This is a genomic window from Rahnella sp. PD12R (assembly GCF_019200965.1).
GTDB classification, from domain to species: domain Bacteria; phylum Pseudomonadota; class Gammaproteobacteria; order Enterobacterales; family Enterobacteriaceae; genus Rahnella; species Rahnella laticis.
On record NZ_JAHTMS010000005.1, the window covers coordinates 118,176 to 138,134 of the forward strand.

The 19,959-nt window shown below is 56.7% G+C and carries 21 protein-coding genes and 1 pseudogene; 4 read left to right on the forward strand and 18 right to left on the reverse strand.

Features of this window, described 5'->3' with window-relative positions:
* The first annotated feature begins 105 nt into the window (after positions 1 to 105).
* Together KWG64_RS11670 and yfcF are read left to right on the forward strand one after the other, a co-directional pair.
* Complete coding sequence (locus KWG64_RS11670; RefSeq protein WP_218522116.1) at positions 106 to 2,016, forward strand: methyl-accepting chemotaxis protein; 1,911 nt, start codon at positions 106 to 108, stop codon at positions 2,014 to 2,016.
* Between the two features lie 106 nt (positions 2,017 to 2,122).
* The gene (yfcF, locus tag KWG64_RS11675; protein ID WP_218521969.1) at positions 2,123 to 2,755 is read left to right on the forward strand and encodes a glutathione transferase; all 633 of its coding nucleotides are present in this window, start codon (positions 2,123 to 2,125) and stop codon (positions 2,753 to 2,755) included.
* Positions 2,756 to 2,798: 43 nt separating this feature from the next.
* Here yfcF and KWG64_RS11680 read toward each other — a convergent pair whose 3' ends face one another.
* Both KWG64_RS11680 and KWG64_RS11685 read right to left on the reverse strand, forming a co-directional pair.
* On the reverse strand, positions 2,799 to 3,245 hold the full coding sequence (locus KWG64_RS11680; RefSeq protein ID WP_218521970.1) for a GNAT family N-acetyltransferase: 447 nt from the start codon (positions 3,243 to 3,245) through the stop codon (positions 2,799 to 2,801).
* Between the two features lie 146 nt (positions 3,246 to 3,391).
* Positions 3,392 to 3,649: a YdgH/BhsA/McbA-like domain containing protein gene (locus KWG64_RS11685; protein WP_195825605.1), complete on the reverse strand. Its 258-nt coding sequence runs from the start codon at positions 3,647 to 3,649 to the stop codon at positions 3,392 to 3,394.
* Between the two features lie 69 nt (positions 3,650 to 3,718).
* Here KWG64_RS11685 and KWG64_RS11690 point away from each other — a divergent pair, with 69 nt between their 5' ends.
* Positions 3,719 to 3,979: a hypothetical protein gene (locus tag KWG64_RS11690; RefSeq protein ID WP_218521971.1), complete on the forward strand. Its 261-nt coding sequence runs from the start codon at positions 3,719 to 3,721 to the stop codon at positions 3,977 to 3,979.
* 75 nt (positions 3,980 to 4,054) lie between these two features.
* Positions 4,055 to 4,303 carry a GlsB/YeaQ/YmgE family stress response membrane protein gene (locus tag KWG64_RS11695; protein WP_195814909.1) on the forward strand — a complete coding sequence of 83 codons (249 nt, stop codon included), beginning with the start codon at positions 4,055 to 4,057 and terminating at the stop codon, positions 4,301 to 4,303.
* A gap of 59 nt (positions 4,304 to 4,362) precedes the next feature.
* Here KWG64_RS11695 and KWG64_RS25890 read toward each other — a convergent pair.
* The 16 genes and pseudogenes from KWG64_RS25890 to KWG64_RS11775 form a co-directional block, all read right to left on the reverse strand.
* Positions 4,363 to 4,620, reverse strand: a pseudogene (locus KWG64_RS25890) (type II toxin-antitoxin system RelE/ParE family toxin); the annotation flags it as partial.
* An 82-nt stretch (positions 4,621 to 4,702) separates the two neighbouring features.
* A complete protein-coding gene (locus KWG64_RS11705; protein ID WP_218521972.1) occupies positions 4,703 to 4,963 on the reverse strand; it encodes a type II toxin-antitoxin system Phd/YefM family antitoxin in 261 nt (86 codons plus the stop codon).
* 158 nt (positions 4,964 to 5,121) lie between these two features.
* On the reverse strand, positions 5,122 to 6,027 hold the full coding sequence (locus KWG64_RS11710) for a LysR substrate-binding domain-containing protein (protein ID WP_218521973.1): 906 nt from the start codon (positions 6,025 to 6,027) through the stop codon (positions 5,122 to 5,124).
* A gap of 93 nt (positions 6,028 to 6,120) precedes the next feature.
* Positions 6,121 to 7,341 carry a cytosine permease gene (locus tag KWG64_RS11715; protein ID WP_218521974.1) on the reverse strand — a complete coding sequence of 407 codons (1,221 nt, stop codon included), beginning with the start codon at positions 7,339 to 7,341 and terminating at the stop codon, positions 6,121 to 6,123.
* A gap of 18 nt (positions 7,342 to 7,359) precedes the next feature.
* On the reverse strand, positions 7,360 to 7,764 hold the full coding sequence (locus KWG64_RS11720; RefSeq protein ID WP_255562165.1) for a glutamyl-tRNA amidotransferase: 405 nt from the start codon (positions 7,762 to 7,764) through the stop codon (positions 7,360 to 7,362).
* Between the two features lie 10 nt (positions 7,765 to 7,774).
* Positions 7,775 to 8,737: a carbamate kinase gene (locus KWG64_RS11725; protein WP_218521975.1), complete on the reverse strand. Its 963-nt coding sequence runs from the start codon at positions 8,735 to 8,737 to the stop codon at positions 7,775 to 7,777.
* Positions 8,734 to 10,143 carry a DUF1116 domain-containing protein gene (locus KWG64_RS11730; RefSeq protein ID WP_218521976.1) on the reverse strand — a complete coding sequence of 470 codons (1,410 nt, stop codon included), beginning with the start codon at positions 10,141 to 10,143 and terminating at the stop codon, positions 8,734 to 8,736. The genes KWG64_RS11725 and KWG64_RS11730 overlap by 4 nt, the downstream gene beginning before the upstream one ends.
* Complete coding sequence (gene fdrA / locus KWG64_RS11735; RefSeq protein WP_218521977.1) at positions 10,143 to 11,681, reverse strand: acyl-CoA synthetase FdrA; 1,539 nt, start codon at positions 11,679 to 11,681, stop codon at positions 10,143 to 10,145. The genes KWG64_RS11730 and fdrA overlap by 1 nt, the downstream gene beginning before the upstream one ends.
* A gap of 95 nt (positions 11,682 to 11,776) precedes the next feature.
* Positions 11,777 to 12,565: a DUF2877 domain-containing protein gene (locus KWG64_RS11740; protein ID WP_218521978.1), complete on the reverse strand. Its 789-nt coding sequence runs from the start codon at positions 12,563 to 12,565 to the stop codon at positions 11,777 to 11,779.
* A 1-nt stretch (position 12,566) separates the two neighbouring features.
* Positions 12,567 to 13,241, reverse strand: coding sequence for a cysteine hydrolase family protein (locus KWG64_RS11745; protein ID WP_218522118.1), 675 nt, complete (start codon positions 13,239 to 13,241; stop codon positions 12,567 to 12,569).
* Between the two features lie 233 nt (positions 13,242 to 13,474).
* The gene (gene urtE / locus KWG64_RS11750) at positions 13,475 to 14,173 is read right to left on the reverse strand and encodes an urea ABC transporter ATP-binding subunit UrtE (protein WP_218521979.1); all 699 of its coding nucleotides are present in this window, start codon (positions 14,171 to 14,173) and stop codon (positions 13,475 to 13,477) included.
* A gap of 23 nt (positions 14,174 to 14,196) precedes the next feature.
* Positions 14,197 to 14,994 carry an urea ABC transporter ATP-binding protein UrtD gene (urtD, locus tag KWG64_RS11755; protein ID WP_370628666.1) on the reverse strand — a complete coding sequence of 266 codons (798 nt, stop codon included), beginning with the start codon at positions 14,992 to 14,994 and terminating at the stop codon, positions 14,197 to 14,199.
* 8 nt (positions 14,995 to 15,002) lie between these two features.
* Entirely contained in the window at positions 15,003 to 16,076 is a 1,074-nt protein-coding gene (gene urtC / locus KWG64_RS11760; protein WP_218521980.1) for an urea ABC transporter permease subunit UrtC, read from the reverse strand.
* The gene (urtB, locus tag KWG64_RS11765; protein ID WP_218521981.1) at positions 16,076 to 17,644 is read right to left on the reverse strand and encodes an urea ABC transporter permease subunit UrtB; all 1,569 of its coding nucleotides are present in this window, start codon (positions 17,642 to 17,644) and stop codon (positions 16,076 to 16,078) included. Before urtB ends, urtC begins: the two co-directional genes overlap by 1 nt.
* Before the next feature lie 186 nt (positions 17,645 to 17,830).
* Positions 17,831 to 19,099 carry an urea ABC transporter substrate-binding protein gene (gene urtA / locus KWG64_RS11770; protein ID WP_104923805.1) on the reverse strand — a complete coding sequence of 423 codons (1,269 nt, stop codon included), beginning with the start codon at positions 19,097 to 19,099 and terminating at the stop codon, positions 17,831 to 17,833.
* Positions 19,100 to 19,200: 101 nt separating this feature from the next.
* Complete coding sequence (locus tag KWG64_RS11775) at positions 19,201 to 19,923, reverse strand: GntR family transcriptional regulator (protein ID WP_218521982.1); 723 nt, start codon at positions 19,921 to 19,923, stop codon at positions 19,201 to 19,203.
* Between the last annotated feature and the right edge of the window lie 36 nt (positions 19,924 to 19,959).

A 19,959-nucleotide genomic window follows, 5' to 3' on the forward strand; every position in this document is an offset into this window, starting at 1 on the left:
TCCGGGGTAATTATGAGTCAGATGCAGGCGCTTTCACCGGCAGCCGGAGTTGGGGTTGCACCACAGAAAAATGTTCCTAAAAAAACCATGCGTACCCGTACGCTGATGCTGATTGTCGGGCTTCTTACGATAAGTCTTGGTTACATTATTACGGTCGGATTGCTGAGCTGGCAGTCCGCCGAACAGCAGCGCGACATCGCCCGCCGTTATCTCCAGCAGACCGCCAATACCGACGGCTATCTTGCCCGCCAGAAACTCGACACGGCCCTGCATGCCGCGCGCGACCTGGTGCAGAGCATGATCAGCCTGCGTGAAGCCGGGCACACCGACCGCAAACTCGCCGATACGCTGTTACAAAATGCGCTCAAAAGCCATCCGGATTTTTTATCGATGTCACTGGCCTGGGAGCCGGACGCGTTTGACGGCAAAGACGGCGATTTCGCCGCAAAAGAGGGGCAGGATCCCGACGGGCGTTATGTCCGCTACGTTGACCGCGATACCAGCGGAAATATCGTGCTGCACAATCTCACCGACTACGAAACGCCGGGCAGCGGTGATTACTATTTGCTGCCGCGAAAGCTGCAAAAAGAAGTCATTCTGGAGCCATACAGTTACCCGTATAACGGCGTGGATACGTTGCTGACGTCCATTGCCGTGCCGATCATCGTGGACGGAAAATTTCTGGGTTCGGTAACGGCGGATTTCTCGCTGCAAACCTTGCAGACGCTGGTCAACGGCATCAAACCGTATCAGGGAACCGGCTACGCAATGTTGTTCTCACAGACCGGCCATTTCATCTCTTCGCCTAAAAAAGAGCAGGTAACGCACCAGCTTGAAAACGATGCGCCGTTGCTGAAAAGCATTCAGACCGGGCAGATGACCAGCCGCGAACAGCCGGATCCGACGCTGGGCGAAAACGCGTTTGCCGAGTTTGTGCCGATTCAGATCGGCAATACCGGCACGCCGTGGATGCTGGGCATTGTCGCGCCGGTAAAAGCGGTGATGAAAGAAAGTACGCGTCAGCTTTATTACGCGCTGGTGCTGATGGTGCTGAGCATCGTGGTGGTGTTTGCCGTGCTGAGCGTGATTTTTACCCGCAAAGTTTTGCGCCCGGTGGGCGGCGAACCTGCGGATGCGGCGAAAATCGCGCTGACGGTGGCCGACGGTGACTTAACGCACCCGATCGTCACGCAGAAAAACGACCACAGCAGCATCTTCTTTGCGCTGCAAACCATGCAGGCGCAACTGCGGCATGTGGTGAACGACATCATTTCGACCAGCCACGCGGTCGGCAGCGGTGCGTCGCAGATTGCGGCAGGAAATATCGATCTGGCTTCGCGAACCGAGCAGCAGGCGGCCGCGCTGGAAGAAACCGCCGCCAGCATGGAACAACTGACGGCGACGGTAAAACAGAACGCCGATAACGCGCATGTGGCGACAGAACTGACGGCAAACGCCACGGAAATTGCCGGAAAGGGCGATCGCATTATGTCCAACGTTGTCGGCGTCATGAGCGCGATTGACGACAGTTCGCGGCGAATTGGCGACATCACAACGGTCATCAACGGTATCGCTTTCCAGACCAATATTCTGGCGCTGAATGCGGCGGTAGAAGCCGCCCGCGCGGGGGAACAGGGGCGCGGATTTGCCGTGGTGGCGTCTGAAGTGCGTAGTCTGGCGCAACGCAGCGCCGACGCCGTAAAAGAGATTTCTGCCCTGATTGAGGAATCGACGTCCCGCGTTGATCACGGCGTCGGGCTGGTGAAAAGCGCCGGGGAAACGATGAAAGAGATCATGAAAGCGGTCACCGACGTGCGCGATATCATGAGCGAAATTGTCGCAGCTTCCGACGAGCAATCGCGCGGGATCAGCCAGGTGACGCAGGCCGTACACGAAATGGACGGTGTGACGCAGCAAAACTCCGCGCTGGTTCAGCAGGCGTCTGCCGCGTCAGCGTCTCTGGAAGAACAGGCCCGCCGCCTCAACGAAATTGTGCAGGTGTTCCGGCTGAGATAGGTTTTCTAACCGCCTTCATCCGCCCGGGTGAAGGCTTTTTTAACGACATCCACCTGTTAGTACGCTATGTTTTTTATCCTTTCGTTTGATTCTTCAGGAGTTCGCCATGAGCCAGCCTTCGCTGATTTTGTATTCCGACGCCGATTATTTCAGCCCTTACGTGATGTCCGCTTTTGTGGCGCTGACCGAAAAAGGCATTCCTTTTGAGCTGGAAACGGTCGATCTGGCGCAGGCGGATAACCTGAAAGAATCTTATTCGGCGATTTCGCTCACCCGCCGCGTACCGACGTTAATCAACGGCACCTTTGTGTTGTCCGAATCCTCCGCGATTGATGAATACGTCGAAGAGCTTTTCCCCGCGCCGACGTTTCCGGCCATTTATCCGGCCGATCCGGAAAATCGCGCCAAAGCCCGTGAAGTTCAGGCGTGGTTGCGCAGCGATCTGGTGCCAATTCGTGAAGAACGTCCGACGGAAATCGTGTTTGCCGGTGAGAAACGTCCGGCGCTTTCCGCCCGCGCAGAGCAGGCTGCCGAAAAATTGTATGCGGCGGCAGAACGTTTGCTGGGAGACAAAGAGCATTTGTTTGGCGAATGGAGTATTGCGGATGTGGATCTGGCGCTGATGCTTAACCGCCTGTACCTGAACGGCGATGCGATGCCGGAAAAACTGGCGACTTACGTGAAAGCCCAATGGCAGCGTACATCGGTTTCAGAGTGGTTAGCGTTATCTGCGAAATAAATACGGCGCGCAGCAGGCGGAAAATCCCTGCTGCGCGAAAAAGTCAGAGCAGTTTCTTCGTCAGAAAATAGCGGGTATGCGTGGACGGCGCGTTTTCCGGTGCGCGCGAATCGGCGATGTAATCTTCCAGCGTCATCTGCGTCGCATACCCCATGCGTTCATAGAAAGGCCGCGCCTGAAAACTAAACGTATCGACCAGCGAATACCGGCAGCCGCGCGCCTGCGCCTCTTCTTCGGCCTCGCGGATCAGCTGCGTCCCCACATCTTTCCCGCGTAACGACTCATCGACCCACAGCATCTGGATATACATCCAATTACCGATGGTTTCAGCCACAATTCCTGCCTGTTTGTGACCATTTTCATCTTCAACAAAAATCCCTAACTCGCGAAATTTCGGCTGCGGAATGAAGTTTCTGTTGAAACTGCGCAGAGCGGCTTTGATTTCATCGAGATCGTCTGCGGTCGGTGCATGGCTGAGTCGGGTCTTCATGACATTCTTCCTTTTTCCTGGGGAAAAATGAGAATAGTCAATCACTCAGGAAGTTTCCAATCGTCAGAAAAACAAAAAGCCTGTGGAAGATGCGCTTCCACAGGCTTTTTAAGAGGGTTTTATCGGGCTACGGTTCTGCGCGGCGATTATTTGTAGATTTCAGCGTCAGCGTGCAGTTTGTTATTACCGGTTACGGAGATGATGCGGTAAGAAGAAGCACCGGCTTCTTTTGCCTGCTGAGACAATTTCGCTTCCAGGCCACCGAGGGTGGTGGAGTTAGCGGCAGAAATCACACCGATTTTCTGCATGTCGCCTGATGGCTGAGTAATCTGCTGAGCCGCGAAGCTGCCGAAAGAAATCAGAGAAAGGGTTGCAGCTACAGCAAAAATTTTGACGTTTTTCATGATAAGTATTCCGTTCAGGTTTGTGTGAGTGAAAGGTGTTTGCCTTTCGATGGATGCATAATAGGCCTGATGGCAGGAGATGAAAAACGGATTGATTTGAGTATCTCATTCAAAAAATTTGGTCTACTTTTTACGCAATTTTACGTCCAGATGCGGGTGCCTGACGAAACCGCATTCGTGCTGACACAGCCTGAAACTGCCTTAGATTTCTCTGCGTTTCTTCCCTTCCTGCTGATTTTGGGCGGTTTTGTTCAAACGGTGCTAGACTTTAGACGTAGTGTAAGAAGAGGGCTGTTTGTGTGGAAAACACATCCGGCTCGCAGAACCTGAGTTGTTCTGCTTTTGTTTGGCTGACTTTGCTGAACAATATTCACGGTAACGGAAATTCATTCGGAGGAGTCGAAAATGGGAATTTTATCCTGGATTATCTTTGGTCTGATCGCCGGTATTCTGGCTAAGTGGATCATGCCGGGCAAAGACGGCGGCGGTTTTATTCTGACCGTCGTTCTGGGTGTTGTCGGTGCCGTTGTGGGTGGCTATATCAGTACTTTCTTCGGCTTTGGCCGCGTAGACGGTTTCAACTTCGGCAGCTTCGTTGTCGCCGTGATCGGTGCGTTGGTGGTTCTGTTTATCTACCGTAAAATCAGGAGCTAATGGTTTTCCATTACGCCTGAAAGCAAAAGCCGCGCTGAGTCGCGGCTTTTTTGTTTCTGTTATTCCTGCGGTGTGGCTTGGTATTCCATATCTGGCTCATGCAACCGCTGACGCATGATATCGGCGGGTGATCGACTTTGATGCATAACGGCGACAAAAATAAGGGTATCGTTATTTTTCAAGAAGTACACGACATGGTTTTGATGGGGGAAGCGGAACAGGTTTTCATTAAATGAGACGGGTCTGCCCATGTCAGGATAAGACGCTAACATTGAGAAAAGGCTAAATAATTCAGAAAGATATTTTTCTGATTGTACACGTCCCCATTGAGCTTACGTATAACGCTGAATATCGAACAAATCATCCTGCGCCTCCCTGGCTATCTGATAGCGATGCATCTCAATCCCTTTTTCCACTCATCAGTTGAGCGAAAAATGTTTCGCCATCCATGACGTCTCCCCGGGCAATATCTGCTTCAGCCCTGGCCACTTTTTCCTTAAGAAGCCGCATCTTAACTTCTTCAAGCATTTGATAATCTTCAATTGATAGCATCACCGCAACGGGTTTCCCATTGCGATTAATCTGTAGCGGCTCGCGTTGAACCCGTAACAGGACATCGCCAAATTGAGTTTTTACTTCATTAGCACTCAAAGATTTCATCGTCATTCCTTTCGACTATTTCGTTCGATTCATTCGATGCAGTGTATGCTAAACACCCAAATTAAGCCCATTAAATAAACACCGGCTTTTTTGTTTTTTACTCCACCGGCGATGTCGGCAACCTCGCGATGTCCTGATTTTCGTTACCCATCGTGAATTTACTTCCCGCACAACTTCCCTTTCACGCCAGGCTCCAGCAGGTAATCCATGCACCACTGGCAGACTTTCCCCATGCCGTCGGTGCGGGCGGCGAGGAACAGCTGGGTCGCATGTTTATGTTCCTGCATGGGTTTTTTCACCAGCAGGCCGCTGTTGAGCAGGGGAAGGGCAAGGTGATGCGGAAGATAACCAATCCCGGTGTTGCGCTGGAAAAGGGCGACGGCCATGGCGAAATCCGGCACGAACAGCGGCTTTTGCCCTTCGAGCAACCAGGCCTGCTGATGTGCAAAATTCACGGCGGTATCGCGGATGCATATCGCCGGATATTGCCGTAATTCCGTGTTGGTCAGCGGCTGCATCAGCTTCGCCAGCGGATGTTGCGGGCCGACGACGAAATCCCATTCCAGCTGGCCCAGTGCTTCACTGAAAATGCCTTCGGTGCTCGGGACATTATGTGGCGCGCCGATCACCAGATCGGCGCGTTTGCTGTAAAGCGCGTCCCAGCAGCCATTATAAACTTCGACATTCAGGTTCAGGCGCGTGGAGGGAAATGCCCGTTCGAACGCGTCGGTAAACTCCACCAGAATGGGCATCGGCACAATGTTATTCACCGCGATAATGAACTCCTGCTCAACGCCTTCGTGGATCAGCGTGGTATTGCGTTTCAGGGCATCCAGATCGCTGAGAAGCGTTTTACTGTGGCGGATAAAATAGTGCCCGGCGGGCGTGAGTTCAATGTGATTTCCTTTGCGGATAAACAGCGCCACGCCAAGGCTTTCTTCCAGTTTTTTGACCGTATAACTGATCGCCGACGGCACTTTGTTGAGCTGTTCAGCCGCCGTGGTGATGCTCTGATACTTCGCCACCAGATGGACGATACGGATACTCTCATCGGAAATCAGCATAGTAAGGCGCTCCTGCCAGCAAAAAGGGAAACCGGTCGTCAGTGACCGGTTTCCCTTAATTATGCCGTATTCTTCAGCGGCAAAACGCTGCCGTTAACGTTTTTGCATGCGACTTAACAGCGCGTAGCAGACGCACGCCACCAGAATGGAATCCACTGAAGGAATGGTGGTCAGCGTAATCATCCCTTTGACTGTCATAAAACCGGCGGCGGAACCCAGCAACCAGGCGATAAAAGTCAGCAGTTTGATTTGCGGTTCACGCGTCAGAACGCCCGCGTCATAGCCGTTGCGGCGATACAGGAAGAAATCGGCGATATAAATCCCGGCCACCGGTGGCGTGGCGATGCCCAGAAACAGCAGGAACGGAATGAACCACGCCATGATATCCATGCTGCCGACCACCGCCGAAAGCACACCCAGCGCCAGCGTAATCTGCCATTTCGGGAAGCGGGTCAGCAGGGTGGAAACCACCAGCGTACCCTGGAACATATTCCCCGCATTGCCGGTGATGCAGGCAAAAATCAGCAACAACGCCGCCGGTAATACCGCGCCGAATACCGCCATCGCGCCGAGCAAAGAACCCTGCCCGCTGAGCGCGCTGGGCATCGCACCGGCCCAGTACAGCAGCGGATACGCCACCAGAAATGCGGCGCCAGCCGCAATCAGCGCGTGTTTACGGTTATGCACGAAACTGCCGAAATCCGGCAATGTCGCGACCAGCACGATAATGGTGCCGACGACGGTAGAAACCGCAACGCCGGTGTTCATCTGGCTGAGACTTTCCAGCACCGGTGCCTGACCGTGCAGCGCGATGTAAAGGATGTAGCAGAGCATCAGCGCAATCACCGGCACGGCGACCTGCGCGATTTTGCCGAGAACGGCAAAACCAAACGCGGTCGATGCCACAAACACACAGCATCCCAGCGCGACCAGCAGGGGAGCCGGTAATTCCAGGCCGTGCTGCGCCAGCAAATCATGGACCGAGTGCCCGAACATGTTCGCCGTGACCGCAATCCAGCCGAACAGACTGACCGCCATCAGAATGTTGATCGCCACCGCACCCTTTTCTCCGAACGCATATTTCACAATTCCGTACGTCGGCAGGCGTGCTTTTTCACCCACGCAGATGGTGATCGCGGAAAGCAGGGTCAGAATAATTCCGCCCAGTGCGACAACGGTAATCAGCTGTGAACCGGACAGCTGATTACCCAGACTTGAAGAGGAAAGCAAAACGGGTGTTACCGCAATGCCGAGTAAAATCATGGCAATACGCAAACCTGACGCGGTATCCGGAGCATTTTCTGTTTTACGCATGTTCCTGTCCCTGTTGAATTATGCCGTGTGATGATGCCCGGTATACTGGCGCCAGCCGCCGGTTTCGGTGATCTCATTTTGCCCTTCGACCCGCCACGGTTCGGCCAGCACGCCCAGCACTTCGCTGCCATCGCGCAACGTCACTTTGCCGATGCTCAGCCCGGCCGGTTCGCTGCTCAGCAGCGCGGCAAACGACGCCGGAGGCAGCGCCCAGATTTCCAGACCGACCGTGTTTCCGCCCTGCGCCACGCGGATCATACCCGGATGCCTGTCGTTGATGGTCCACAACCGGTAATGCGCATCGGTGCTGTCTTCGCGGACGAAAACGCCGCCCGCTTTGGTCATATTAGGGTTCAGTTCCAGACCGCGCATCAGCGTGCCGTTGACGGCGAGCAGTACGTGATTTTTATCGGGAGTGTTCATGATCTTGTCCTTAATGGTTTGAAATCCAGGTGCCGGTCTGGTGATTCAGTGCGGCTTTAATCGCGTCCGGGCTGGTGATCAGCCCCTGCGCACTTTTTCCCTGTTGCTGGCTGTTATTGATAAATTTCACGATGGCTTCCACTTTTGGCTGCATGCTGCCGACGCCAAACTGCCCTTCGCGAATAAACGCTTCGGCCCCGGCGACGCTCAGCTGGCTCAGCCACTTTTGCTGCGGCGTACCAAAATTCACGGCGACCTGCTCGACGCCGGTTGGGATCAGCAGCAGATCGGCGCTCAGTTGTTCGGCCAGCAGAGCGGACGCCAGATCTTTGTCGATCACCGCTTCCACGCCTTCGAGTTGCTGATTTTCATTGCGGATGACCGGAATGCCTCCGCCGCCGCAGGCAATCACAATGCAGCCCTGCGCCAGTAAATTACGGAGTGTTTCGCGTTCGAGCACGTCGAGCGGCAGCGGCGAAGGCACGGTTCTGCGCCAGCCGCGTCCGGCATCTTCCGCGATGCTCCAGCCCAGTTCCTGCTGACGTTGCTGCGCCGTCGCGTGATCCATGAATGCACCGACCGGTTTGACCGGATTCTGAAACGCCGGATCCTGTGCGCTGACTAACGTCTGCGTCACGATGGCAACCACCGGGCGCGAAATCCCCCGGCTTTGCAGTTCGTTTAACAGCGCTTTCTGGAACATGTAGCCAATCGCGCCCTGCGTATCGCCCACCGCGTAATCGAGCGGAACCGGCGAAACTTCACCGGCGGCCAGCTCCGAGCGGCGCAGGATAAAGCCGACCTGCGGGCCGTTGCCGTGGGTCAGTACGACGTCCCAGCCTGCTTCAATCATGTCCACCACCGGACGCACGCTTTCTATAACGGCCTGATACTGATCCGGAATACTGTTTTTCTTATCATTGATAATCAGCGCATTTCCGCCGACGGCCACAACGGCTAAAGGTTTGTTCATAAAGCGATCTCCTGTGCCAGCGCCTGAAGTGCATCGACGAAACATGACATGGGCGCGGTGGTGATCCCGGCACCAATCTGCCCGACGCCTGCCTGTTTATGGGCGATGCCGGTATTGATGATCGGAAGGATGGCGCGGTCCGCGACTTTGCGGGCGTCGATACCTGCGGCGGTCGGGGCGAAATTCAGCGCAGGCAGCGTAAAGGCCGGATTGCCGCCGAGCGTAATCTGCTGCATTTTGCGGCTGTTATTTGAGGCATCGGCAGGCGTGCCACCGACGAATTTCACGATGGCCGGAGAAGACGCCATCGCAAAGCCACCGACACCGGCGGTTTCGGTGATCGCGCTGTCGCCCAGATCGGCGGCGGCATCTTCCACGCCGTAACCCGGGAAGAACAGGCCTTCCACCGGATTCGCCGGAGCCTGATACCAGCGGTCGCCGGTACCGGAAAGCCGGATACCAAAGTTAACGCCGTTACGCGCCATCACCGTGACCATCGAGCTGTGCGGCACGCCGGAAGCGGCGTCCATCATGGCTTTACAGGCGGCCATCGACAGATTCAGGAAGAAGTGATCGTTACCGGTGATAAACGCCACGCAGCGCTGGATCTGATCCAGCGGCAGCGGGCATTCCAGCAAGGCAGGCACCAGACGTTTGATCAGCAAACCCGTCGCGGCGGCGTTGCGGTTATGCACTTCGTCGCCCATGTGCAGCGCCTGCGCCATCAGCGGTTTCAGCTCCAGTTCGCCCAGTTGCTGAATTGCTGCTTTCAGTGCGGGAGCCAGTTCTTTTGCCATCCAGCGCAGGCGTTCCAGCACGTCGTCACTGTTCGCGCCAAAGCGTAAAACTTTGCCCAGACCTTCGTTGAAATTACTGAATGCCAGCCTGCCGTTCGTTTTGTTTTCAATGACCCACAGCGGCATCGACGGGCTGATAATGCCCGCCATCGGGCCGACCGCGTGATGGTGATGGCAGGGCTCGAGCGCAATCTCTCCGGCTTCGATCAGCTGTTCGGCATTCTGATGACCGGTTGCCCAGCCTTCGTACATGACCGCGCCGATAATCGCGCCTTTCACCGGGCCGCACATATCGCGCCAGGCAATCGGCGGGCCGGAATGCAGAATGAGTTTGCGTTCGTTCATGGCCGGAATGGCTTCGCGGGCTGAGAGCACATCCATCAGCACCGGCTGGGCGCTGAGATAGCGTTCGAACGCCACTTTATTGGCCTCTTCCACGCGCGGATGACGCAGCAACTGCGCCAGTTCCAGCCCGGCGTCAATATTGCCCAGTGCAGGCGGCTGCCAGCTCAGCGCCACAACGTCACCACCGGCGGTTTTCAGATTCTCAGCAAAGCTGTTCAGCCCGGCATTCACTACGCAAAGCGGCTGATTCAGTAACGTATTCATTATTTAGTTTCCTTTTTTTCCGCCTGAACGCGGGCAATCTGGCTGGCCCACAGCGCGGCCTGCGCGTTGCATCCGGCGACCAGAACGCCTGCCTGGCGTAATGCGGTAATCTGACGTGAACGTTGTTGCGGATCGGCTTCAGTACCGCAGACGTGTGCAACCAGCAGCGGACGGCTTTCACGCGGCGGTTGCTTGAGGATTTCGAGCAGCTGAGTTGCCGGTTCTGACGTTGCGCCGTAGCCCAGCACCAGATCAAACAGCAGTACGGCGGTATGCGGATCGCTGATTTCTGCCGCAATGCGCTGGTTGCGCAGCGTCGGATCAATCATCGGATGCGGTTTGCCGCGGGTGAAATCGTCGTCGCCCATATCAATCAGCGTATGGCCGGTGCTTTTCCACAAATCAGCCAGTTTCTGATTTCCGGCAACCGGCGTGTTGGAGGCCGCACTGAAGCCCTGTTGCTGGCAGATAAGCTGGCTTTCGTAGCAGAAGGTGCCACCGGCGAAGACGCCGCGAATATCCGTGCGTGAAGCCGGTAAATCCCGGCATTGCCCTGCGCTGAGCGGTTCATTGTCCGCCGCCGCGGCGGGATTGCCGTTGAGAAGGGCAACCGCCATATCCGCCGCCTGCGCCAGTGTTCCTGCCGCAAAAACGCCACGGCGGGTGATGCTGGCTGCGTCTGCGCCGAGGAAATTCACCACCACCGGTTTCCCGCAGGCGCTGGCCTGTTCAAGGATGCGTTCCGCCACGGCGCGGGCAGGGGGTTTGGAAATCAGCACGATCACTTGCGTGGACGGATCACCGGCCAGCATTTCCAGACTGTACTGCATCGAAATCCCGCCGATGTCTTCGTGCAAGTCATGGCCGCCGGTGCCGAGCGCCTGTGAAATTCCGGCGCCCAGATGATCCACGCGGCAGGTGACTTCCTGCACGCCGGTGCCGGACGCGCCGACCACGCCAATCGCGCCGCGATTCACCACGTTCGCAAATCCCAGCGGCAGCCCGTTGATGATCGCAGTGCCGCAGTCCGGCCCCATCACCAGCCGGTTCTTTTCGCGGGCCAGCGTTTTGATCTGCTTTTCCTGCGCCAGGCTGACGTTATCGCTGAACAGCATCACGTTCATGTCCAGTTGCAGCGCCTTGATTGCTTCGGCGGCGGCGTAATCGCCGGGGACTGAAATCAGCGCCAGATTGATGTCCGGGTGACGCCCGAGTGCCATGTCCAGGCTCACCAGATTGGGCGCAAACACGCCGTCGTTGCTGCTTTCCTGCGGTTTGCTGCTGAGCAGTTCGCGCGCCAGCGTTATCGCGGCGTTGCACGCGGCTTCGTCGCCCATCACGGCAATAATCAAATCATTCGGCCCGGCTTTAACGCCGTCGCCCAGCCCGGCATCCGCCAGTTGTGCCAGATTGGTTTGCGTCCCCATGACCACCGATGCCTGCTCAATCCCGGCCTGCTGGCTGATTTTGGCGGAGATTTGCATCAGCGAAACCGAGTCCTGATACATGTTGCTGAAAACCTGAAATATGACGCTCATAACTCTGTACCTGTGTTCTGACTGCCTGTTTTTTCAGGCAAAGGGATCCCCTGCCGGAGGCCTGAGGGCATCCGGCATGAAGAAAAAAGAGTGAATTACAACGCTGTCTGAATCGTGCGTATTCCGTGCAGCATTCCGGCCAGGCAGTCCGCGCCTGAGCTGGCGCCAAACTGCATCACGTTCCGGGCGGCAGCCTGGATCTGACCGTTGCTGGCCTGTTGCGTCAGCAACATCATCAGGTTGCACACCGGTTCAGAAAAATGTCCGTGTGCCGCCCGCCCGAGATAATGGGCGCTGATGTCGTTGGTGCGGTTCAGCTGCCCGGTGATAATTTCGCGCATCAGGCGAAAATGTCCGGCGATACGCGGCGTGTCCTGCCATCGCCACAGCGCCGCCAGATAGCCAAGCAGATAATCATCGCCGTCCGGCGTCAGCCCGTTGCCAAAACCGATCAGCTGCGCAATCTGAGCCGTCAACGCCTGCGCTGAACTTTGCGCTGATAGCAGTGGCTGGCGCTTAGTGCTGTCGCCACCCGGCAGTAACATCAGGGCGCTTTCAACCGGCTGTTTTTGCAGTGCTTCTGCCAGCGCGGCGTGGTGTGCAGGCTGTTCACCGGTCTGCGCAAGAGCCCGTTCCGGTTGCCAGATTACGGCCTTTTCCAGCCCGTCCATCGCGCCGGTCATTTCACGCCAGTCCCAGCCGTGCGGTAACTGCAACCGGACGGCGTCGGGAAGATTCGGATAACGGCAGGCATCGAGCAGCGTCAGCAGATGTCCGTCGGCGGCCATAAAGTTCATCGCGTGCCGGAAGCGGCTGTGAACCCTGAGGCGCTGAGCCAGTCTCCCGGCCGCCAGATAACCGACGGAAACGACGGGCAGCTGCACGTTATGCTTTCGCGTTCAGGCCGCCGACAATGGCGTCAGCATCGCTGATCCAGCCGAAAATCGCGCCCTGCGCTTTGATCATCTCCAGCGCAGATTTCTGGAATTCCGGGAAATAAGAACCGACGCAATCCTGAGGAATGATGCATTCATAGCCGCGGTCATTGGCCTCGCGGACGGTGGTGGTCACGCAAACTTCGGTGGTGACGCCGCAGACAATCAGCGTGCGGATGCCGTGGTTTTGCAGAACCAGATGCAGATCTGTCTGATAAAACGCGCCTTTACCGGGTTTGTCGATCACCGGTTCGCCCGCCACCGGATACAGCTCCGGAATAATGTCGTGACCCGCTTCGCCGCGCACCAGAATGCGACCCATCGGCCCGGCGGTGCCAATAAATGTCTGGCCGCCGCGCGTCAGTTTGGCTGGCGGACAATCGCTCAGATCGGCGCGATGCCCTTCGCGGGTATGAATCACCAGAATTTCACGGGCACGGGCGGCATCCAGCACTTTTTTGCACGGCGCGATGGCGGTGCGGACCAGCGAAACGTCGTTGCCCAGCGCTTCGCCAAACCCGCCGGGTTCAACAAAATCGCGTTGCATATCGATCATGACCAGCGCAGTGGTTTGCGGATCAAACATCAGCGGGAACGGTTCGGCCTGAAATTTATGTGTGGTCATCATCAATCTCCTGAACATCCAATGTGGGTAAGAGAGCTACTGGCAGGAAGTATATGAATTGCCAGAAAAGCGAACAGCGAAATGATTCTTTGGCCAGCGACGAATATTTTGCAGAGGGATTTTCCGGAGGAAATAACTGTGAGGCACCGCATAAGCGCGCGGCGCGCAGCAAATTATTTGATGCCGCACGCCGCTCAGTGATAAAAAATTTGTTGAAGGAGTGTGACGAAACCTTAAATTGCCACCATGCCTCGCACATTTTCCGCTTCCATCTCTTCCCCGCGTCCGCGTTTCACGATGCTGCCGCGCGACATCACCAGATAGCTGTCGGCGAGTTCGGCGGCGAAATCGTAGAATTGTTCGACCAGCAAAATCGCCATGTCGCCTTTGGCGGCGAGCTGTCTGATTACCGCGCCGATTTCCTTGATGACGGAAGGCTGAATGCCCTCGGTGGGTTCGTCGAGGATCAGCAGGCCGGGTTTGCAGGCTAACGCGCGGCCAATCGCCAGCTGTTGTTGCTGACCGCCGGACAAATCGCCGCCGCGGCGGTGTTTCATTTCCAGCAGGATCGGGAACAGGTGATAGATGTCGTCAGGCACCTGCTTTGCCGCGCTGCCGGAAAAACGCGAAAGCCTCATCAGCAGATTTTCTTCTACCGTCAGGCGAGGAAAAATTTCGCGTCCCTGTGGGACGTAGGCAATTCCCGCCTGCACCCGCTGGTGCGGTTTGCGGGAATTGATGACCTGATCCTGCCAGCTGATGGTGCCCGATTTTGCCGGGATCAGTCCCATCAGGCATTTCAGTAATGTGGTCTTGCCCACGCCGTTGCGGCCCAGCAGGCAGGTGACTTCACCGATTTTTGCGTCAAAGGACAGGCCGCGCAGAATGTGGCTGCCGCCGTAAAACTGATTCAGTTCTTTCACTTCCAGCATGCGTGTTATTCCTCGAAAAAAACTCAGCGCCCTAAATAAACGTCGATAACCTGCTCATTAGCCTGCACGTCGCGTAGCGAACCTTCGGCCAGCACCTGGCCCTGATGCAGCACGGTGACGTGGTCGGCGATGGTTTCCACAAACCCCATGTCGTGTTCCACCACCATCAGCGAATGTTTGCCCGCCAGCTGTCTGAACAGCTCGGCGGTGTACTCGGTTTCGGCATCGGTCATGCCCGCCGCCGGTTCGTCGAGCAGCAGCAAATGCGGCTCCTGCACCAGTAACATGCCGATCTCAAGAAACTGTTTCTGGCCGTGGGACAGCAATCCTGCCGGGCGATGGCGTTCTGCCGCGAGGCGCAGCGTTCCGAGCATTTCATCAATGCGGTCGCGCTGTTCGCTGTTCATTTTGGCGCGCAGACACGCCCACACCGATTTATTGGTTTTCTGCGCGATTTCCAGATTTTCGAAGACCGTCAGCGCTTCGAAGACCGTCGGTTTCTGGAATTTACGGCCAATGCCCGACTGCGCGATGCGTACCGGATCGAGCTTCGTCAGATCGGTCCGCTGGTCGTAAAAAACGCGCCCGCTTTGCGGTTTGGTTTTGCCGGTGATCACGTCCATCAGCGTGGTTTTCCCCGCGCCGTTCGGGCCAATCACGCAGCGCAATTCACCGACGCCGATGTTCAGCGACAAATTGGTCAGCGCTTTAAAACCGTCAAAACTGACGTTGATGTTTTCGAGCTGCAAAATCGGATCGGTCTGCTCGCGGTGCTTATCCGCCCGCTGCGGCTGGGTAAAAAGGTCTTCGGTCATGGTCATCGGGCTCATCAGGATTTCCTTTTGCGCAGCAGGCCAATCACGCCTTGCGGCAGGAACAGCGTCACCAGAATGAACATGCCGCCGAGAACAAATTGCCAGTATTCGGGGATGGCGACGGTGAACCAGCTTTTCGCGCCGTTGACGATGCCTGCGCCAATAACCGGGCCGATCAGCGTGCCGCGCCCGCCCAGCGCCACCCAGATGGCGGCTTCGATGGAGTTGGTCGGCGACATTTCGCTGGGGTTAATGATGCCGACCTGCGGCACGTACAGAGCCCCCGCCAGCCCGCACAGCATGGCGGAAACCGTCCAGACGAACAGCTTGAAACCTTTGGGATCATAGCCGCAGAATATCAGCCGGTTTTCGGCGTCGCGCACGGCGGTCAGTACGCGGCCATATTTGCTGCGTGCCAGCGCGAACCCGAGCGCCAGACTGAAGACCAGCACCAAAACGGTCATCAAAAATAATCCGACGCGGGTGCCGGTGGCCGTGACCTGAAAGCCGAGCAGGGTGGTAAAACCGGTGAAGCCGTTGTTGCCGCCAAAACCGGTTTCATTGCGGAAAAACAGCAACATACCGGCGTAGGTCAGTGCCTGCGTCATAATCGAAAAATAGACGCCTTTGATTTTTGAACGGAAGGCGAAGTAGCCGAACACAAACGCCAGCGCGCCGGGCACCAGAACGATCAGGCATAACGCCCAGGCGAAATGCTGCGTACCGGCCCAGAACCACGGCAGCTCAGTCCACGACAGAAATGACATGAAATCCGGCAGGCCGCTGCCCGCCGCCTGACGCATTAAATACATGCCCATTGCGTAACCGCCGAGCGCAAAGAACAAGCCGTGGCCGAGCGACAACAAACCGGCGTAGCCCCAGACCAGATCCAGCGCGACCGCGACAATGGCGTAACAGAGGATTTTACCGATCAGCGTCAGCGTGTAAGTGGAGATTGCCAGCGGGCTGTCTGCCGGAAGTAGCGCCAGAAACGGCAGGATAATCAGAACGATCAGCCCCAGCGTGCCCACGGAAATCGCAATTTTCGGCGCCTTCTGTACGCCGGTAATCGTAAACGGTTGGCTCATCAGTCAATCACCCTGCCTTTGAAGGCGAAGAGTCCCTGAGGACGTTTCTGGATAAACAGAATAATCAGCGCGAGGATCAGGATTTTGCCCAGCACGGCACCGATTTCCGGCTCAAGAATTTTGTTCACGATACCCAGACCAAAGGCCGCAACGACGGTTCCCGCCAGCTGGCCGACGCCGCCGAGCACAACCACTAAAAATGAATCGATGATGTAACCCTGGCCGAGTTCCGGGCCGACGTTGCTGAGCTGCGACAGCGCCACGCCGCCCAGCCCGGCGATGCCGGAACCGAGGCCGAACGCCAGCATATCCACGCGACCGGTCGGCACGCCGCAGCAGGCAGCCATCGCACGGTTTTGTGTCACCGCGCGCACGTTCATGCCGAGCCGCGTTTTATTGAGCAGCAGCCAGGTCAGGCCAAGCACCAGCAACACAAAAATAATGACGGCGATGCGGTTGTACGGCAGCACCAGATTGGGCAATAACTGAATGCCGCCCGAGAGCCAGCCGGGGTTGGCGACTTCGACGTTCTGCGCGCCAAACAGCACGCGTACGCCCTGGATCAGAATCAGGCTGATGCCCCAGGTTGCCAGCAAGGTTTCCAGCGGGCGGCCATATAAATGGCGGATCACCGTGCGTTCGAGTGTCATGCCGATCCCGGCGGTGATGAAAAACGCCACCGGCAGCGCAACCAGCGGGTAGATCGCCAGCAGGCCCGGCGCGTAATGCTGAAACAGCGACTGCACCATGTAGGTCGAGTACGAACCGAGCATCAGCATTTCGCCGTGCGCCATGTTGATTACACCCAGCAGGCCGTAAGTGATCGCCAGCCCGAGCGCGGCGAGCAGTAAAATCGAGCCGAGTGATAAGCCGGTAAATGCCTGGCCGAGTAAATCGCCGATCAGCAGGCGGTGCTGAACCGCTTTCAGGCTGATATCCGCCGCCGCGCGCACGGTGGCGTCGGTTTCGGTTTTGGGATCGGTCAGGCTTTGTAAACGGCCCTGCGTATCCGGGTCGCCGGAGGTACCGAGCAGCTCGACGGCTTTCAGACGCACCTGCGGGCTGGCATCGCTCAGCTGTAAATTCGCCAGCGCAACGGCAAGCGCATCGTGAACCGCGCTATCTTTTTCCGCGTCGAGACGACGGGTCAGTAGCGGCAACTGGTCGGCCTGCGCTTCACGCTGTAAGGATTTTGCGGCCTGCAAACGCACGGCGCTGTCGGTGCTGACCAGGCGGTGCGCGGATAACGCGTTGGCAATCAGAATGCGCAGTCGGTTGTTGAGCCACACTTTTTTGGTGTCGCCCTGCGGTTTCGCATCGCCGTCGAGGGACGTCAGCTGATCGCCGTTTTGAGTGAAAGCGTGTTTAGCGGCGTCGGTGACGACGTTTTCCTGCTTCAGCGCCTCAAGCAGGGGCAATCTTTCCGGCTGCGGATCCGCCGCCCATTGTTGTAATAAGTCGGCTTGCTGGCTGCGGCTGGCGGCAGCAAAGTCATTCGCCGCCCCGGCCTGCGCCAGCAACGGCAGGCAACAAAGCAGGAAAAGCAGTGATCTGATGAGGATTCTCATAATGTTCTCGCCGCATAAAGTTGATGCTGATTTGCTCCTCCCCCTGCGAAGGGGGAGGTTGGGAGGGGGTTTAGCAGACAACTCAAGATTCAACGTTGCCATTAATACCCCACCCCAACCCTCCCCTTCGCAGGGGAGGGAGCTGACCGGTTTATCCTTCAACCCTTCCGCTGGGGGAGGTGCTTATTAGTTCGTCGTTTTCACCGGGGTATCAGGCTTTTTGTCGTTGCCCGGAATGTACGGGCTCCACGGCTGGGCGCGGATCGGTTTGTCGGTCTGCCAGACCACGTTGAACTGACCGTTCGATTCGATTTCGCCGATCATCACCGGTTTGTGCAGGTGGTGATTGGTTTTATCCATGGTCAGCGTGAAGCCTGACGGCGCGGCGAAGGTCTGTCCGGCCATCGCGGCGCGGACTTTATCCACATCCGTCGTTCCGGCTTTTTCAACTGCCTGTGCCCACATATGGATGCCGACATACGTCGCTTCCATCGGGTCGTTGGTCACGGCGGTGTCCGCGTTTGGCAGTTTGTGAGCCTTGGCGTAGGCCTTCCATTCGGCGACGAATTTCTTGTTTGTCGGGTTATCGACGGACTGGAAGTAGTTCCACGCCGCGAGGTCGCCGACCAGCGGTTTGGTGTCGATGCCGCGCAGTTCTTCTTCGCCGACGGAGAACGCTACCACCGGCACATCGGTCGCTTTCACGCCCTGATTCGCCAGCTCTTTGTAGAACGGCACGTTGGAATCACCGTTGATGGTGGAGATGACTGCGGTTTTGCCGCCTGCGGAGAATTTCTTAATGTTGGAGACAATGGTCTGGTAATCGCTGTAACCAAACGGCGTGTAGACTTCTTCGATATCGCTGTCTTTCACGCCTTTGGAATGCAGGAAGGCGCGCAGGATTTTGTTGGTGGTGCGCGGATAAACATAGTCCGTGCCGAGCAGGAAGAAGCGTTTGGCCGCACCGCCGTCTTCGCTCATCAGATATTCCACCGCCGGAATCGCCTGCTGGTTAGGTGCCGCGCCGGTGTAAAACACGTTTGGCGACATCTCTTCGCCTTCGTACTGCACCGGATAGAACAGCAGGCCGTTCAGCTCCTCAAAGACCGGCAGCACCGATTTACGCGACACCGACGTCCAGCAGCCGAACACCACGGCGACTTTATCCTGCGTCAGTAACTGGCGGGCTTTTTCAGCGAACAGCGGCCAGTTGGACGCCGGATCGACCACCACGGGTTCCAGCTTTTTGCCCAGCACACCGCCTTTGGCGTTGATGTCATCAATGGTCATCAGCGCGACGTCTTTCAGCGGTGTTTCGGAAATCGCCATGGTGCCGGAAAGAGAATGCATAATGCCGACTTTAATGGTGTCGGCAGCCTGCGCGCTCCAGGCTAATCCCATGCTGACTACGGTGGCGGACAGAGCAAAGGCTTTAATAAAACGTCGACGTTGCATAGATGTACCCTCTGTAAAAAACGCTGTGATTTAAGTGATTTCAGAGAAAAGCTGGACTGTCTTGAGTCGAAAAATGCCTTAAGTCGAAAAAAGATAAAAAGTCATGACGGTGTGTTTTCGTCACTCTCCGCCCGCGCCCGGTGCAACATATGCAGGGTAATCTTGCGCACCTCGGCTTTGCTGACGGCAATGTGGTCGTGTAGCTGGCGTTGCGCCTCCCCGGTTTGTTGTTGAATGATGGCGAGCAAAATGCTCGCGTGTTCCTTGTACGTCGCGTTAACGCGCTCGTCTTTGGTGAAATCCAGACGGCGGATAATGCGGATTTTCTCCGTCAGTTCGCGGTGGATGCGGGCCATTTCGGCATTCCCGGCCGCCGCCACCAGCGTCATGTGAAATTCTTCGTCGTAACGTGAAACCACCTGACCGTCTTCGAGCCGGGGCTGGTCAATCCAGAACGCTTTCAGCTCGGCCAGTTGAAGCGGTTGTGCCGCGGGCGGCAGGGCGCACAGGCGTTTCACCGCTTCCAGCTCCAGCACAATGCGCAGGTCATAAAGCTGCTCGAAAAAATCGAAATCGAACGGACGCACCTGCCAGCCGCTGCGGAAAAACACTTCGACATAGCCTTCGCGCTCGAGCCAGAACAGCGCCTGACGCACCGGTGTACGGCTGACTTCCATACGATCGGCGATGTCGTTTTCGCTGAACTTGTCGCCCGGCAGCAGCCGGAAACTGAAAATGTCATCTTTGAGTTGCTGGTAAATCCGCTCCGCCAGCCCTTCCGGCCGGTTTTTATTGCGTGAAGACTTAGAGCCCGTCAGTTGCATACAATATTCCCTGAATTTTTGAGCCGCTTTACGCGG

Coding starts and splice junctions, on each gene's coding strand:
- fdrA (WP_218521977.1), bottom strand. CDS start 11,681: ATGAGCGTCATATTTCAGGTTTTCAGCAACATGTATCAGGACTCGGTT.
- urtC (WP_218521980.1), bottom strand. CDS start 16,076: ATGAGCCAACCGTTTACGATTACCGGCGTACAGAAGGCGCCGAAAATT.
- KWG64_RS11680 (WP_218521970.1), bottom strand. CDS start 3,245: ATGAAGACCCGACTCAGCCATGCACCGACCGCAGACGATCTCGATGAA.
- urtD (WP_370628666.1), bottom strand. CDS start 14,994: ATGACCATGACCGAAGACCTTTTTACCCAGCCGCAGCGGGCGGATAAG.
- KWG64_RS11690 (WP_218521971.1), top strand. CDS start 3,719: ATGGCAGGAGATGAAAAACGGATTGATTTGAGTATCTCATTCAAAAAA.
- KWG64_RS11670 (WP_218522116.1), top strand. CDS start 106: ATGCTGATTGTCGGGCTTCTTACGATAAGTCTTGGTTACATTATTACG.
- urtE (WP_218521979.1), bottom strand. CDS start 14,173: ATGCTGGAAGTGAAAGAACTGAATCAGTTTTACGGCGGCAGCCACATT.
- urtA (WP_104923805.1), bottom strand. CDS start 19,099: ATGCAACGTCGACGTTTTATTAAAGCCTTTGCTCTGTCCGCCACCGTA.
- urtB (WP_218521981.1), bottom strand. CDS start 17,644: ATGAGAATCCTCATCAGATCACTGCTTTTCCTGCTTTGTTGCCTGCCG.
- KWG64_RS11710 (WP_218521973.1), bottom strand. CDS start 6,027: ATGCTGATTTCCGATGAGAGTATCCGTATCGTCCATCTGGTGGCGAAG.
- KWG64_RS11745 (WP_218522118.1), bottom strand. CDS start 13,241: ATGACCACACATAAATTTCAGGCCGAACCGTTCCCGCTGATGTTTGAT.
- KWG64_RS11775 (WP_218521982.1), bottom strand. CDS start 19,923: ATGCAACTGACGGGCTCTAAGTCTTCACGCAATAAAAACCGGCCGGAA.
- KWG64_RS11695 (WP_195814909.1), top strand. CDS start 4,055: ATGGGAATTTTATCCTGGATTATCTTTGGTCTGATCGCCGGTATTCTG.
- KWG64_RS11730 (WP_218521976.1), bottom strand. CDS start 10,143: ATGAATACGTTACTGAATCAGCCGCTTTGCGTAGTGAATGCCGGGCTG.
- KWG64_RS11685 (WP_195825605.1), bottom strand. CDS start 3,649: ATGAAAAACGTCAAAATTTTTGCTGTAGCTGCAACCCTTTCTCTGATT.
- KWG64_RS11720 (WP_255562165.1), bottom strand. CDS start 7,764: ATGAACACTCCCGATAAAAATCACGTACTGCTCGCCGTCAACGGCACG.
- KWG64_RS11725 (WP_218521975.1), bottom strand. CDS start 8,737: ATGAACAAACCTTTAGCCGTTGTGGCCGTCGGCGGAAATGCGCTGATT.
- KWG64_RS11705 (WP_218521972.1), bottom strand. CDS start 4,963: ATGAAATCTTTGAGTGCTAATGAAGTAAAAACTCAATTTGGCGATGTC.
- yfcF (WP_218521969.1), top strand. CDS start 2,123: ATGAGCCAGCCTTCGCTGATTTTGTATTCCGACGCCGATTATTTCAGC.
- KWG64_RS11715 (WP_218521974.1), bottom strand. CDS start 7,341: ATGCGTAAAACAGAAAATGCTCCGGATACCGCGTCAGGTTTGCGTATT.